This is a genomic window from Asticcacaulis sp. P4_H10 (genome assembly GCF_056400965.1).
The window spans coordinates 392,906-407,169 of sequence record NZ_JBFUKH010000002.1 but is presented as its reverse complement, the minus strand read 5'-3'; the positions used below and the strand labels follow the sequence as shown (position 1 = coordinate 407,169).

Below are 14,264 nucleotides of genomic sequence, written 5' to 3'. Positions count from 1 at the left end.
AGCGCGCCCCATACACCTAACGCTTAATACTTGAAGCGAACGCCGATCTGGTAACGGCGGTCGTTGCGGATCCAGGCCGAGTCGATCTTGACCGCGGCTGCACCCGGCGTCGCTGACGAGTCGCCCATGACCTGCTGCTGGATGACGGTCGTCGTATCCAGCAGGTTTGAACCATCGAACGACAGTTCGACATTGTCGTTCAGCTTGTAGCGGAACGATGCGTCGAGGAAGCCGTTGCCCTTCTGGTACATCGGCAGGCCGATACAGCAGTCGAGATTGTTGGTCAGGAAGTCCGAGCGATGGCTGTAGGCCAGGCGCGAAGCGATCGGACCATGTTCGAACAACAGGACGATATTGTAGGATTCGTCCGAGATACCGGCCAGGCGGTGCGAATCGAAGACCGCGCCGTTGACCTGGAGGCCGCCACCGAAGGCAATCGTGCCGCCGGCCGCGTAACCGGGCTGGTTGGCCAGGTTGGAGTTGTTGATGCCCGACTGCTTGGTGCGGGTGTAGTTGGCCTGGATGCCCAGACCGTTCCACGGCGACGGCAGGAAGTCGAAGAAGGTCTGATAGGCCACTTCGAAGCCCTTGAGCGTACCGCCGCCATTGCCGTTGCCCGGACCGCGGATGACCACGTTCTGGGTAACGCCGTTGAGCGTGACCGCGCGCGCCAGTTCGGCGTACGAGATGTCGCCGTTCAGCTTCTTGTAGAAGAAGTCCAGGGTGAACGAAGACGTCGCATTGAAGTAGTTCTCGTAACTCAGGTCGAACTGGTCGGCCGTCACCGGCTCGATCGCGGCGTTGCCTGAGTCGGCGTTGAACACGAAGTTATAGCCCTTCACGTTCGCGGCGGTCTTCGGCCCGTTCGGATCGTTCCAGACGATGAACGGCGAGTTCGGCGAGGTGTTGATCGCCGGTGCCTGGATAGCCACATAGTTCCGCAGCTGGCCGAAGTCCGGACGCGACAGGGCGCGCGAGGCCCCGAAGCGGATATACTGGTCGTCGGCAACTTCGAAGCGGATGTTGAAGCTGGGCAGCCAGTTGCTATGCGACGCGCCATAGCTGCTCTTGACTGCCGGGCCGCCGCTGAAGTTCTTGATGGCGTCGGTCAGGTAGCACGAGACGTTCAGCAGATTGTTCGGGCCAGTCGGCGTCGAACACGGCGCCAGCGTCGCGTACCAGTTCGGATTGTTGAAAGCGACGCCGCCATTGCTTTCGACCTTGGTCTGGACGTAGCGCAGGCCAATATTGCCGTTGACGCGCTTGCCGAACAGCGTCGTGTCAGAGTTGCCGAAGCGCAGCATGGCATAGGCCGCCGTCGTCTGCTCGCTGACATCCAGCATTTCGGAGTCGTTGAAGCAGCCTTCGCTGAGACCGCCACGATCGCAGATCGGCGTCCACTTCAAAGGCGTGTTGGTCTTGGCGCCCGACAGGCCATTGATATGGCGCGAACGGTCCGCCAGGACTTCGTTCGACAGCCACGGTAGGGCGCCGGGATTGAAGACGTCGCCATTGTAGAAGCCGTCGCGGAAGGGTTCCGACACCCACATGTCCTTGCCATAGCCCTGGAAGGTCTGGCCGGCATTACAGGTGTAAGGCGCCGGCGCCGTGTTATCCAGGTTGAAGGCAGGCCCGTTGCAGGCATTCCACGGCTGGATGACCGGCGACCAGTTATAGGCCGAATAGCGGACCTTCTGGTCACGTTCGGCGTAACGCACGCCAACCTTCAGCGAGTTCAGCCAGCCCGTCTCTTCGAAGCGGTACTCGGCATCCGCGCGCAGCGACGCTTGCGTCGCGTCATTGTCTTCGACGTGATCCTGGATGAAGGGGATGTACCAGTTGTGCGGGTTGGACAGGCCGCCCGCCGCGTAGTTGACATTGGTCCCCGGCAGCAGGTCGATCTCCGGCGTACCGTCGCCATTGGTCGAGTATTTGACGTTGGCCAGCGTGTTGGCGGCGACCAGGATGTCATAGTTGTTGGTCTCGGCCGTCACATACTGGACGTCGAAATTGGCGCGCAGCTTTTCGGTGATTTCCCACTTCAGGTTGGCAGCGATATCGCGCGTGCCTTCTTCGTGGTCGAAGATGCGCGACTCGTTCGAAATGCCGGTGCCCTGCCGCGTCGAGGTACAGCCGCCACCACCGCAGTAGTTGACGAAGGGCAGGCTAGGTGCGGCCGAACCGATGTCGATCGCCGCAGCGGTCGAACCACCCCAGCCGCCCGACGGCGCGGTCAGCGTGCCGGAATCAAGCATGCCATCGGCGCCGAAGACAAAGGCCGGTGTGCCGTCGGCCGGCGCGATGACGGCGGTCGTTTGCGGCGAGAAGGCCGGCGCCGCCCACAGGTCAAAGAAGCCGACATTGGTCGAGCGCTCCTTCCAGGCGTTCTTGTAGTAGGTGTCGTTATATTGCAGCGAGAACTGCACCGTCTTGGCATTGTTTTGCCATTGCAGCGCGGCCGCGATACCGCGACGGTCGCGGTCGTATTCGACCTGGCTGAAATTGACCTGGCGCGGCATGTAGACCCAGCCCGTGCCGCCATAAGGGTTTGCCGTACAGGCGACGGAGCCGTCGGCATTAACGTTGGCGGCGGCTGCCGTGCCGAAACCGGCCGAGCAGAAGGCGCCGATACGCTGGCCGACCACGCCTTCGGTCTGCGTCAGGACGTGACCCTGGGCGTAGTTGAGCATGACGCCCCACTCACCGGCTTCGGTCTGCCAGCGGTTGGTGTAGATGCCGGAAAACTCGTAGGTCGTCGCTTCCGAACGGTCGCCATAGTTGGCCTTGGTTGAGACGCCGATGACCTGGCCTTTCGAGTCGAACGGCAGGCGGGTGCGCAGATTGACCGAGCCGGCGATGCCGCCTTCGATCATTTCCGCCGTCAGGTTCTTGTAGCTGTCGACGCCGGCCATCAGTTCGGGCGACACGTCGTTGAAGTTCAGCCCGCGTCCGCCGTCGGCGGTAAACACGTCGCGGCCGTTCAGTTCGGTGCGCACGAAGGTCAGGCCGCGGATCAGCACCTGGGCCGGTTCGGCCGAGAAGTGCGTCGAGTCGTCCGACGACTGGAAGCGCGACACGGTGATGCCCGGCACGCGCTGCAAAGCTTCGGCGACCGACTTGTCCGGGAAGGCGCCGATATCGGTGGCGGTGATCGAATCGACGTGGGTGTCGGCGTTCTTCTTGATGTCCTGGGCGGTCTTGAGCGCCTTGCGGACGCCGACCACGACCACGGCGTCATCTTCTGTCGGTGCGGCGTCCTGGGCGTGGACGGTTCCGGCAACCGTCAGGGCGGCCAGGGCCATGAGGGACACGCTGCTTTTCAGCATCCCTCCCCTGATGAAACGGGTGTTTGTCATATGTTTCTCCATGTTCAGCCAGGTCATGACCGGGCTGGTGTTGGTGGCATCATTGTCGTTGCGCCGAAGCCCGCAGGACCTTGTGTCCTGTGGCGAACCGGTGCGGTTTCTGGTCTTCCAACACGTGATTTTATGGAGCGTTCGGCCTGCGCAGGACGGATGACGGCCGTCTGGCTTGACTGTGGCTTGCGAAGTCTCTTTGTTATTATTACAGGCCTTCCGCGGTGCGCCGGCCTGAGGCGTGTCTGGCCAGGCTGAACAGCCTGCCCCGCGTGTCCGGCAGTCGCCGGACGAATGCATTATGAAGTCTCCCTGAAGTCCCGATGGATTATGTTTTTTATCGGATCACATAATGACATGATGATCATCATATTCGTTATATGACATGCATAATATAATGCGATGATGAGGCAAGCGCAAAATCCAATGTTTCCGGATTTTTATAAATTTGCATCGGCTTGCAAAAATATCACGTTTTTTGTGCGCTCAGGTGCCGCGCGAGCTCGCCGCATAAGCGGCGGCGAAAGCCAGATTTTAAAGAAAACAGAAGCCGTTACGGTGCCGCTTTCAACAATGATTCACACGCCTAACGTGAGTTGTCCTCAAATTGTGCTTGTATCGATTGAAAAAAAAGGATGAATTACAGTTCAACTAGATGTTGGCATTGGGGAGCTAAACTTGACATCGACCACTGAGGCTGAGCCCGCGCTGCGGTTCTCTCACAACGTAATTGAACATCTTGGTATAAAATTATACCGGAACAAAGCTGGCAATGTTCTTGCCGAATTGGTCGCGAACAGCTGGGATGCTGACGCAAAGTGGGTGGACGTAGAAGTTGATGCGTCGGGAGGCGACGATCAAAACGGCCGAATATTCATTAACGACAATGGCTCCGGCATGTCGTACGAAACTATTCGCTCGCATTACCTGGAAGTCGGAAAACCGAAGCGAAAATCAGCTACAGAACGTTCAGCCGGCCAACGCATGCCAATGGGACGGAAGGGCTTGGGAAAGCTGGCACCGTTTGGCATTGCCCGAACCGTTGATGTAATTACCGTAAACAGTGGCAAGGTGAATTGGTTCACGCTGGACCTAGACAAGATTTTAGCTGTCGGTGCCACCGGGTCCTACCCACCCGTATTTCACGTAAAGGATGGGGATGTAGAGACCCCTATCTTAACTGAAGACAAGTTCTTAAGTGCGAAAGTCAACGCTTTCATCGGAAAAATCCAACGTTTCGAAGATACAAAAACGGGCACGATGATATGTATGAGCAGGATCGTCTCTAATCAGCTCCCCGATGAGAAGTTAATCGCGAAAGAGCTTGGCTCTAGATTCACCGTTATTCTTTTACGTGCCGATTTCAAGGTGACAATTAATGGAAATGCAATCACCGCCGAGGCGGCGCTGCCAGCGTTCGAATATCGCATTCCCGAAGTAGGCCAGACTACAGAAATTATTGGTGGCAAGTCTGTAAGCTTCTGGGTTGGATTCGTGGGAACAGCTGAATGGCCTGCAGATGAAGCTGGCGTTGGTATTTTTGCACATGGCAAAATTGCGCAAACACGGCCCTATTTTTTCAATCGTAAGGGCAAGGAAGTATTTCAGCGATATCTGTATGGCATCGTTGAAGCCGATTGGATAGATGAGGAAGAGGAAGATCTGATATCTACTGATCGTACCTCAATCGATTGGAGCTCCGAGAAAATGACGGAGTTTCATGACTGGGGGAACAAGAAAGTCGGTACGTGGATAACCGCCTATGAAAACTTCCGAAAAGTTAAGCAGGACAAGAAGGTCGCGGAACAAGCCGCAAGCCTGCGCGCCGATAAAAAGGTCAACACGTACTCCAAGGCGGAGAACGAGCAGATCGTCGCCTTGGTGTCTGATGCAACACGAGAAATCGGTAAAACAAAGGAAGCTGAAAAAACACGGGAAGAATTGCTGATCGCAGTATCGAAAGCCTGGATCAATCAACCGACACGAATTTTCCTCGGTCAGTTGTGGAAGCGGCTGTTGGAGACCAACGCCACCCCTGACCAGCTAGCCAACGTGGTTGAGGAGCTTTCCCAGCACTCGATCCCGGAAAAGATGGGACTAGCTTTGACTTTTTCGCAACGCGCATTTGCGCTTTCGGTCCTATACCAATTGGTACATCAGCGCTCAGAAACCGATTTGCAAAAATTGGTGACCGAGTTTCCGTGGATCTTGCAGCCTAGAGGTGATTTGCTGACTGCTGACAAATGGCTGAAAACAACGATCGATACCGCCGCCGATAAGTTAGGCGACGACAATCGATACGATCCTGGTGTGCTAATAAAGGGAATGGAACCCTCTCAACGCGCCGATTTTGTATTTCTCACTTCGCCCGATGAAAAAACTATCAAGATTGTCGAAGTGAAGAAGCCCGACCTTCCGCTAGGCACTGAGCAAGAGCGCCAGCTTGTAGCTTACCTAGACTTTGTCGCGGCACAGCGTTCTGACGCCACCTTGAGCGGAATGCTTGTCGGAAATAAAGCCAGCTATACGCCGAATGACCGCCGCGTGGTTTTGAAATCGTGGAGTGAAGTTTTTCTCGAATGCAGAGCAGTGTACGTTGATTTGCTGGCTAGTATGCTCGAGATCTCCGACGTGGCCGGTGATGACACTCGAATAGAGGTCATCAAAGATATAGGCGGTGCGGACACATGGGACCTATTGCGAAAGCTTTCGGAAACGGATGAGAGCCTTAAATATCTTTTTCAGCAGTTTGACGCGCAAATGCTGGGCACCAACGCCAGCCTCGCACAATTAGCCGACACCACTTAATGGGGCCGCCTTGGCCGTTCCGGCGAGAATCGAAGTTTAGCGATTACAAGCGACACCTTAAGTGTCTCAAGGCCTTGGGCTGTGGATAACAACCTTCTATTAATGCAATCTGCGGCAAGGAAGTATAAGCAAAACGTAGCGAGCGGCACCGCTGCGATCGCAAGGGGCTGAACTCATGACGCGTAGATTCTCATTTTATGAATTTTTCGCGGGCGGCGGGATGGCTAGGCTTGGGTTGGGCGATAAATGGCAATGCCGTTTCGCCAATGATATGGACCCCCTCAAAGGTGCGGTCTATGAAGAAAATTTCGGCGACGATCACTTCGACAATAACGACATATGGGACGTTTCCGTAGAGGACCTTGCGGAGAGCGTTGATCTTGCATGGGCATCTTTCCCCTGCCAGGACCTATCGGTTGCTGGTAATGGATTGGGTATTGGCAATGGTGAGATCGACAACGCTACAAGGTCAGGTGCTCTTTGGCCTTTTTTGAACATTCTTCGCCAGCTAAAAGCGAAAAATGCTCAGCCCGCCGTGATAGTGCTGGAGAACGTGGTCGGCTTGTTGTCGATAAATGGCGGCAAAGATTTTTCGCTTATTATGTCGCAACTCATGCTGCTAGGCTACAAAGCTGGTGCGGTCGTTCTTGATGCTCGGCATTTCGTCCCACAATCCAGGTCTCGGGTTTTTGTTATTGCGGTAAGAGATGACGTTAGTATTCCACGAACCCTGACGCGCACAGATGGCTCGACTTTTGGACATACGCCAACGTTGATGCGCGTGTACGACGCAATGGACGAGGCAATCAAAGCAAATTGGATTTGGTGGCGGATGACCGCCCCCCCTTTACTCCCTGAAAATACACTCATGGAAGCACTCGTCCTTGAAGACGCCTTGTGGGACAGACAAGAAGAAATTGACAGATTGCTCAGCATGATGGCACCAAGCCATGTTGAACGTCTTGAGGCGGCTAAGAAGAGCGGGAAGCCACAGATCGGAAGCCTCTATCTACGTATGCGCAAAGAACATGGCAAAAACGTTCAGCGAACGGAGATCGCTTTCGGACCTGTACTAGGTTGCTTGCGTACCCCGAAAGGTGGAGCCTCGCGACCGAGGATCATTTACGTCGTCGGCGATCAGGTGCGGACCCGACTGGTCACGCCACGAGAGGCGGCTCGGTTAATGGGGCTGGACGAGTCTTATATTTTACCGGAAGCATATAGCCGTGCTTTCAAGGTACTGGGAGACGGCGTTGTGGTACCGCTGGTCCGCTTTCTCGCGAATTCTGTCTTAGAACCATTAGCTAAAGCATCCAGCAGAAAGAGAAAGCCGACTTCTCGAAAAAAAACGGCAGTTAAAAATGTAGCCTTTGCGTTCCGCTTGGAAAATGCACCATCTCAGTCGCCTGTCGCGCATAAAACGACACTGCCTATAAGCTAAATTTAAGACCTCTGCGATGTGGTTACTCAAGCTAGGCCATGTGCTCGCATAGCTCTCCGTGAGCCCTGGCGATCTCAGCCAAAGCCCACCTGCATTTTCCACTTGGTTCTAGGCCTCAGGCCGCTGTGGCTTCGATCGACAAACACACCCCGTTTGGAATAGTTTCCTCGGCGCGCTTCACGGTACCGTTCGCTTCTACCGCGTCAAATATGCGACGCTCGAGCTCAGCGCGAGTAGGATTCCTTTCGTCAGCCCAAAGAGCGATGACGGCACCATCATTTAAGCCAGTCTCGGCTTGAAATTCAGCGATTGCCTCCGCAGCTTTCTCTTCATCTGTATAGTCGAAAAGGCGGTCGGCGATGTCAACGATGATCGGCATTTGTGTGCTCCTTATCTGAATCCTAGCGTTAGAATGAGGGTATGTCACGCAAATTTCTGTTTTCCGGCATGAATTACTAGCAGTTTTGCACTCTTACATGCCTACTGTATTGTATTCGGGCGCAAGCCATACGCACATTGCGACCGTCGCTTAATTAAGCAAGAAGGGAAGATCATTGAGTCAGGGTGGAAAAGTCAAATCGTACTTCAAATGGGCTCAAAGAAATGGGGCCAAGTGGATTGCCAAAGTCATCCTGACGGTGAGCATTATCCTTATGATCTCAATCACTGGATTTGCAGCCGTTATAAATGTTCTTCAAAAAGGGTGGACTGCGGATGCAGCTGCATGGGCGCAAGCTGTAGGTTCCATTGTGGCAATTGCTGGGGCTGCATGGATAGCTCGATCTGAGGCGAGAGAAGCTGTTCGAAGCCGCAGGCGTCAAGGAGAAGAAGCTGCCTGGCAAGCGCGATTTGTAATAGTCCAGGCACAATTCGACGCTCAGATTATCGCTGCAGAACTGACTTCCGACGACGGTTTCGACGAATTTACAATCAAGACTTGGAGGCAGCGTACCGCTTTAGCGGTGATGACTTTAGAAGCCATGTCAACTCGAGTAGATCATATACACGCCGCCGTGCTAACGACGATATGTAATGCGAGAGTTTTGGTGGGTTTCTTATCAGAAAGCTTGGAAAGCATTAATGATGCTGTGAAGAATGATGCTGTACCGAGCGGCCAACTAATAGCAGATATTGTTTGCGTACACGTGAATTTAAAAAACCTCATTGATCAGTATGACGCTAGAATTCGGGGAGTTCGTGAAGCTCTAGATGAAGGTGGCGATATGCTGCCGATAAAGGATTGGTAATATCGATTTTGCCGGCCTTCACCTCGCGGCCTCTAAATCATACGACTCGGCGCTTCCGTCGTCGCATGACGCGCCTCAACATCCTCCGCGCTCGTTGTCACCGACCGCTCAAGGCGCGCGATGATCGTTTGGCGGGCGTTTTCGGTGATGTGCTTCTGCGCTTCGGAGGATTTGACCGCGCGGGCCATAACGACGGCGCCGGCCAGTTCGCTTAAAAGCACAACGGCCTGCGTAAAGGCCTCACTGGGCGCGAAGCCCATCATTTCGAACTGCGCGCCGATCAGATTCTGCAACCGGCCAAGCCCCGCCTCGAACCGGCGGCGCGCGGAGGCCCCCAATCGCGCCACATCGCCTGCGCACGCGGGCACCGGACAGCCTTGCGCTGCGCGGTTGACATGCGTCGGCGACAGATAGTGTTCGATATAGGCCAGCAGGCCCTGATGCGGGCTCAGGCCGCGCGTGCGGATGGCAAAGCGCTCGCACGTCTTGTCGAACATGACCTCGATGGCCTGCTCGATCAGATCCTCTTTGGACTCGAAGTGGGCATAGAAGCCGCCGTGCGTCAGGCCCTGGCGCTTCATCAGCGTCGCAACCGACAGGCCGTCCGGGCCGTTTTCGCGCAAAAGCATCGCGGCCTCCGTCAGGAGGCGGACGCGGGTCCGCTGCTTATGGTCCGAATCGTAGCGCAAACGAGGGTCCTGGATGATCTTCCTGTTAACGAGACTAAGCCAGTTGCGCGCAAACGTCCACCGCTGACCTCACGGAATAAGGCACGGTAAAATAACACTTCCTTTCCGCCGCCATGCGCTCTGCATGGTTAAGCGGACGGCCTTATTTATTAACAAGGTCCTTTCACGATTGGGAAATTTCAACGGCTTATTAATGGATGACGTTAGGACACCTAGGGCTGGGGTCAATCATGTTTCGTTCCGGACACGGAGCTTCTCGATCTTTTGCGCACAGCGCTTCGGGCAGCGTCTCGACGCTGTTCGCCTTTTGCCTGCCGCTGGTCGTCGCCGGCGCGGCGTTCGGCGTAGAGGTCGGCGTCTGGTATTACGACGACATGCGGCTTCAGCAGATCGCCGACACCGCCGCCTTTGCCGCCGGGATCGAGCAGCGCGCCGGCAAGGACAGCACCGTCATGCTGGCAGCCGCCCGGACCGTCGCCAATGAGAACGGCTTCCAGAGCGGCCGCGACAGCCTGGTTCTCAACAGCCCGCCGACGTCGGGCACGCATATGAACGACCACTCCGCCGAAATCCTGGTGACGCGGACTGAGACCCGCTATTTTTCGCAGCTGTTCGACAGCACGCCGGTCGTCGTCAAGGCGCGGGCGGTGGCCAGCTATACAACGGCGTCCAATGCCTGCATCATCGCACTCGATCCCAGCGCCGCCCAGGCCGCCTATTTCTCGGGCAGTTCGACCGTCAAGCTGGTCGGCTGCAATGTCATGTCGAACTCAATCTCCAGCCAGTCGATCTACACCCAGGGCGCCATGACCCTGACCGTGCCGTGCCTGATGGCGGCGGGCAATGCGGCGCTCAACGCCACGGTCAACCTGACGGCGTGCGCGGCGGCGATGACGCAGTTGCCGCCGGTCGCCGATCCCTACCGCAATGTCCCGGAGCCGGCCAGTACCGGCAACTGCAACAATTCCAACGGCAATACGCTGCAACCCGGCCGCTACTGCAACGGGCTGAGCATCAACGGCAATGTCACCTTCAAGCCAGGCACCTACATTATCGAAGGCGGCACCTTCAAGGCCAACGGCAATGCGGCGCTGACCGGCTCAGGCGTGACCTTCGTGCTCAAGAACAATGCGCAGATCGCCTTCAACGGCAATGCGACGCTCAACCTGTCTCCGCCCACCAGCGGGACCTATTCCGGCATGCTTTTCTTCGGCAGCCGGGCCAACGCCGCCAATACGGCGATTACCCTGAACGGCAACGCGGCCTCGGTCATGACCGGCGCCATCTATTTCCCCAATCAGGTCGTGTCCTACATCGGCAATTTCCAGGGCGCCAACGGCTGCACGCAACTGGTCGCGCGCATCATCCAATGGAGCGGAAATTCAAACCTGGCAGCCGACTGCAGCGCACACGGCATGAGCCCCCTCCCCGTCGGCGGGGTGGTCAAACTCGCGGAGTAACGAAATGACAAAGTCACAGAGAACCGGAACTGCCTTCCGTCGCCTGACCGTCCGTTTCGGCCGAAGCCGCAACGGCGCAGCCCTGGTCGAATTCGCCATCATCGCCCCAGTGCTGCTGGTCGCGCTGGCGGGAATCAGCGACGGCGCCGGCTACCTTCTGCACAATAACGCCATGAATTCGGGCCTGAACAGCAGCGCGCAATATATCATGAGCGGCGGCGCCGACCTGTCGACCGCCCGCCAGATCGGGCTGTCGTCGTGGGCGGGCCGGTCTGAGCAGAGCAACGTGACCGCCAGCAAGGACTGTTTCTGCGCCGCGACGACCGCGACCTGTTCGACGCTGTGCGGCGACCAAACCGTACCTTCGGCCTATGTGAAGATCGCGGCCACCGACACCTTCGACGGCTGGTTCGCTGACACGACACTGCACGCCGAACAGGATGTCCGCGTCAGATGAACAGACGGATCTTGCGCAGGCTGGCGGGCGATCGGGGCGGGGCCACGGCGCTGGAATTCGCCCTGATCTCGCCCGTCTTCATCGCCCTGATCTTCGGCGTGTTCAATATGGGGTTCGCGCTGTACTGCGGCGCGGCTGTCCGCCATGCCGTCCAGGAGTCGTCGCGCGTGCTGATGTTCAATCCGAACACCACCGCCAACACCCTGAAGGCCACGGTGACATCAAAACTGGTCCAGGTGCCCATGACCAATCTGAGCCTGGCCATCACCGATGAGACGGTGACCCAGAAGGAGCACCTCAAGCGCATCACCTGGACCTACACCTATATGGTCTATGCGCCCTTCATTACGTCCAAGACGTTCGAAATGGGGTCGAGTGTAACCGTGCCGATACTGGTGACACCGTAGAACGGTGCCTTAACCGAACAGGAAGGCCGTCGTGCCGGAGGCGATCTTGCGCAATTCGTCGCGGCTGGCGCCGGCGCGGGCGCGTACCAGAAGGTTGGAGGTCAGGCCGCTGATCATCTGGGTCAGGACCATGGGATCGGCGTCAGTACGCAGGAAGCCCTTGTCGCGCGCCGTCGTGAAGAAGGCCTCGAAGCGGCGATCGAAGCTTTCGATCGTCCCCTGCAGCATTTCCAGGATGGATTCATGCTGCGGCGCCTCATTGAGCGCCGTGCACATGAAGGCGCAGCCGAGCGGATGTTCGCTCTCGCCGGTATAGGCGCCGATGACCACGTCGAAATAGCGGTCGATAATATCGCGCAGGCAGGTGCAGGTACCGTCGCAGGTCAAGACGGTGTCGAGCCGCGCCTTGATGCCATCCTGATAACGCTCCATGGCCTTGATGTAGAGGGCCTGCTTGTCGCCGAACGCCGCAGAGAGGCTGGGGCGGCTGACGCCGGTGGCCAGCGCAATGTCGTCGAGCGAGGTGGCGGCAAAACCGCGCTCCCAGAACATCTTCAGCACTTTTTCGAGTACGGCGTCCGGATCGAAGGCGCGCGGCCGGCCGCGGCGTTTGGCGGAACAGGCAGCGATGTCCATACCGTGACCCGAACAATAGTCGGTGTCGGCAAGCTTCAGATCGGCCTTGAGGTCGTCCATGGCATTTCCTACGCGCCTGCTACACACCGCAGGCTGGTGACACTTTCTGGCAGGAAGTCAGATACCCTGCACTTGTTATCATCAGAGTAGCGCCGTTCATGGCGCGTGGAAAGTCCGCTTTTTGCGGACCGCCGAAGGTTACCCGTTAACCCGCGTTTTCGTAGCTTAGCATGTTTATTTGCGATGTCGCATAAAAATGTGTTTACAAAACGTCAGGCGAGGATTATTTGTTTGCGAGTTCGCAATAAATAGGGCCTCGCGGCAGAACCGCAAGACCCGCCAGTTCCGCGTACCCTTTCTCCCCAAAGGAATGCTGTCATGCTGCCCACCGAAATTCTCGCGTCCGTCCATCGGGCGCGCCGTCAAACCCTGCTCGCCTTCGCTGCCGTCTCCGTTCTTGGCGCCGGCGCGATCGCCACCATCGCCTTTGCCCCAAAGGCCGAAAGCCAGGCGGCTTCCCAGGCCGTGCCTGTCTCGGTCGCCACCGTCTCCGAACAGAATGTCGAAAGCTGGACGGACTTTTCCGGCCACCTCGAGGCCGTCGAACGCGTCGAAATCCGCCCGCGCGTCGCCGGCGCCGTCAAGGCGATCCACTTCCGCGAAGGCGCTCTGGTGCACACAGGCGACCTGCTGGTGACCATCGATCCGGCGCCCTATCTGGCCGAAGTCAACCGCGCCAAGGCCAGCGTCGCTTCGGCCGAAGCCCGCCTGACGCTTGCCCGCTCCAATCAGGAACGCGCCCAGCGCCTGTGGGACGACCAGGCAATCTCCCGCGCCGATGTCGAAGCCCGCGACAATGAGCTGAAAGCCGCCCAGGCCCAGCTTGAAGCCGCCCGCGCCGAGTTGCAGATCAACAATCTCAACCTCAGCTACACCCAGGTTCGCGCACCGGTTTCCGGCCGCGTCGGCCGCATCGAAGTCACCGTCGGCAACCTCGTTGCTTCGGGCCCACAGGCCCAGACCCTGACGACGCTTGTCTCGGTCAGCCCCATCTATGCCAGCTTCGACGCCGACGAAACCGTCGTTAATCGCACGCTGGAAGACCTGCGCGCCGCCGGCCGCAACCAGATCGACCAGATCCCGGTCAAGCTGGAAACCGGCACGCCCGGCGAAGCGCCGATCGAAGGCAAGCTTCAGCTGATCGACAACCAGTTCGATAATGGTTCGGGTACCCTCAAGGCCCGCGCTGTCTTTTCGAACGCCGACGGCAAGCTGATCCCCGGTCAGTTCGTCCGTGTCCATATGGGCGCGGCCGTCACCAAGCCGGCTTTGCTGGTTTCGGAACTGGCCATCGGTACCGACCAGGACAAGCGTTTCGTCTACGTCGTCGGCACGGATAAAAAGGTCGCTTATCGGGAAGTCACCCTGGGTGCGCCGGTCGGCAATCTCCGTGTCGTCAAGACGGGCTTGAAAGCCGGCGAGAATGTCGTCGTTGACGGCGTCCAGAAGGTCGGACCGGGTACGGTTGTCACCGCCCAGGCCGTGCCGATGGATAAGATCGCCGCGCCGAACGCTTAATTAAGATACCCCACCACCACGTCCCGTCCGCGTAACCGCGGCCTCGTGCGGTCCCCCTCCCCGACACGTCAGGGAGGTATAGAAAATCACTTACCCTTATACCTTCCTGACGTGTCGGGGAGGGGGACCATTCGCTTCAAGCGAATGGTGGTGGGGTTTCTTTGCCCAAACACACTCACGCCCAA

11 protein-coding genes are annotated in these 14,264 nt (G+C 57.5%); 7 read left to right on the top strand and 4 right to left on the bottom strand.

Annotated elements, in window-relative coordinates:
- Positions 1–23: 23 nt before the first annotated feature.
- Positions 24–3,356, bottom strand: a complete 3,333-nt coding sequence (locus tag AC1DON_RS05975; protein ID WP_476933840.1) for a TonB-dependent receptor — start codon at positions 3,354–3,356, stop codon at positions 24–26.
- Positions 3,357–4,034: 678 nt separating this feature from the next.
- Between AC1DON_RS05975 and AC1DON_RS05970 the strand changes: the two genes are divergently transcribed.
- Both AC1DON_RS05970 and AC1DON_RS05965 read left to right on the top strand, forming a co-directional pair.
- Complete coding sequence (locus tag AC1DON_RS05970) at positions 4,035–6,164, top strand: ATP-binding protein (RefSeq protein WP_476933839.1); 2,130 nt, start codon at positions 4,035–4,037, stop codon at positions 6,162–6,164.
- 175 nt (positions 6,165–6,339) lie between these two features.
- Positions 6,340–7,605: a DNA cytosine methyltransferase gene (locus AC1DON_RS05965; protein ID WP_476933838.1), complete on the top strand. Its 1,266-nt coding sequence runs from the start codon at positions 6,340–6,342 to the stop codon at positions 7,603–7,605.
- Positions 7,606–7,720: 115 nt separating this feature from the next.
- Here AC1DON_RS05965 and AC1DON_RS05960 read toward each other — a convergent pair whose 3' ends face one another.
- The gene (locus tag AC1DON_RS05960) at positions 7,721–7,984 is read right to left on the bottom strand and encodes a hypothetical protein (protein WP_476933837.1); all 264 of its coding nucleotides are present in this window, start codon (positions 7,982–7,984) and stop codon (positions 7,721–7,723) included.
- Between the two features lie 175 nt (positions 7,985–8,159).
- On the opposite strand from AC1DON_RS05960, the gene AC1DON_RS05955 reads away from it, so the two are divergent.
- Positions 8,160–8,852, top strand: coding sequence for a hypothetical protein (locus tag AC1DON_RS05955; protein ID WP_476933836.1), 693 nt, complete (start codon positions 8,160–8,162; stop codon positions 8,850–8,852).
- A gap of 32 nt (positions 8,853–8,884) precedes the next feature.
- On the opposite strand, the gene AC1DON_RS05950 is transcribed toward AC1DON_RS05955, so the two are convergent.
- Positions 8,885–9,541, bottom strand: coding sequence for a TetR/AcrR family transcriptional regulator (locus AC1DON_RS05950; RefSeq protein ID WP_476933835.1), 657 nt, complete (start codon positions 9,539–9,541; stop codon positions 8,885–8,887).
- 230 nt (positions 9,542–9,771) lie between these two features.
- Between AC1DON_RS05950 and AC1DON_RS05945 the strand changes: the two genes are divergently transcribed.
- From AC1DON_RS05945 to AC1DON_RS05935, 3 genes are read left to right on the top strand one after another with little or no spacing between them, the layout of a single operon-like run.
- A complete protein-coding gene (locus AC1DON_RS05945; protein ID WP_476933834.1) occupies positions 9,772–11,001 on the top strand; it encodes a pilus assembly protein TadG-related protein in 1,230 nt (409 codons plus the stop codon).
- Positions 11,002–11,005: 4 nt separating this feature from the next.
- Positions 11,006–11,458 carry a TadE/TadG family type IV pilus assembly protein gene (locus tag AC1DON_RS05940; protein WP_476933833.1) on the top strand — a complete coding sequence of 151 codons (453 nt, stop codon included), beginning with the start codon at positions 11,006–11,008 and terminating at the stop codon, positions 11,456–11,458.
- Complete coding sequence (locus AC1DON_RS05935; protein WP_476933832.1) at positions 11,455–11,865, top strand: TadE/TadG family type IV pilus assembly protein; 411 nt, start codon at positions 11,455–11,457, stop codon at positions 11,863–11,865. Before AC1DON_RS05940 ends, AC1DON_RS05935 begins: the two co-directional genes overlap by 4 nt.
- A 9-nt stretch (positions 11,866–11,874) precedes the next feature.
- Here the strand turns inward: AC1DON_RS05935 and AC1DON_RS05930 are convergent, their stop codons facing one another.
- Positions 11,875–12,561: a TetR/AcrR family transcriptional regulator gene (locus tag AC1DON_RS05930; RefSeq protein WP_476933831.1), complete on the bottom strand. Its 687-nt coding sequence runs from the start codon at positions 12,559–12,561 to the stop codon at positions 11,875–11,877.
- Between the two features lie 318 nt (positions 12,562–12,879).
- On the opposite strand from AC1DON_RS05930, the gene AC1DON_RS05925 reads away from it, so the two are divergent.
- The gene (locus AC1DON_RS05925) at positions 12,880–14,079 is read left to right on the top strand and encodes an efflux RND transporter periplasmic adaptor subunit (protein ID WP_476933830.1); all 1,200 of its coding nucleotides are present in this window, start codon (positions 12,880–12,882) and stop codon (positions 14,077–14,079) included.
- Positions 14,080–14,264: the final 185 nt, after the last annotated feature.

Coding starts and splice junctions, on each gene's coding strand:
- AC1DON_RS05960 (WP_476933837.1), bottom strand. CDS start 7,984: ATGCCGATCATCGTTGACATCGCCGACCGCCTTTTCGACTATACAGAT.
- AC1DON_RS05965 (WP_476933838.1), top strand. CDS start 6,340: ATGACGCGTAGATTCTCATTTTATGAATTTTTCGCGGGCGGCGGGATG.
- AC1DON_RS05945 (WP_476933834.1), top strand. CDS start 9,772: ATGTTTCGTTCCGGACACGGAGCTTCTCGATCTTTTGCGCACAGCGCT.
- AC1DON_RS05930 (WP_476933831.1), bottom strand. CDS start 12,561: ATGGACGACCTCAAGGCCGATCTGAAGCTTGCCGACACCGACTATTGT.
- AC1DON_RS05940 (WP_476933833.1), top strand. CDS start 11,006: ATGACAAAGTCACAGAGAACCGGAACTGCCTTCCGTCGCCTGACCGTC.
- AC1DON_RS05975 (WP_476933840.1), bottom strand. CDS start 3,356: ATGACAAACACCCGTTTCATCAGGGGAGGGATGCTGAAAAGCAGCGTG.
- AC1DON_RS05925 (WP_476933830.1), top strand. CDS start 12,880: ATGCTGCCCACCGAAATTCTCGCGTCCGTCCATCGGGCGCGCCGTCAA.
- AC1DON_RS05935 (WP_476933832.1), top strand. CDS start 11,455: ATGAACAGACGGATCTTGCGCAGGCTGGCGGGCGATCGGGGCGGGGCC.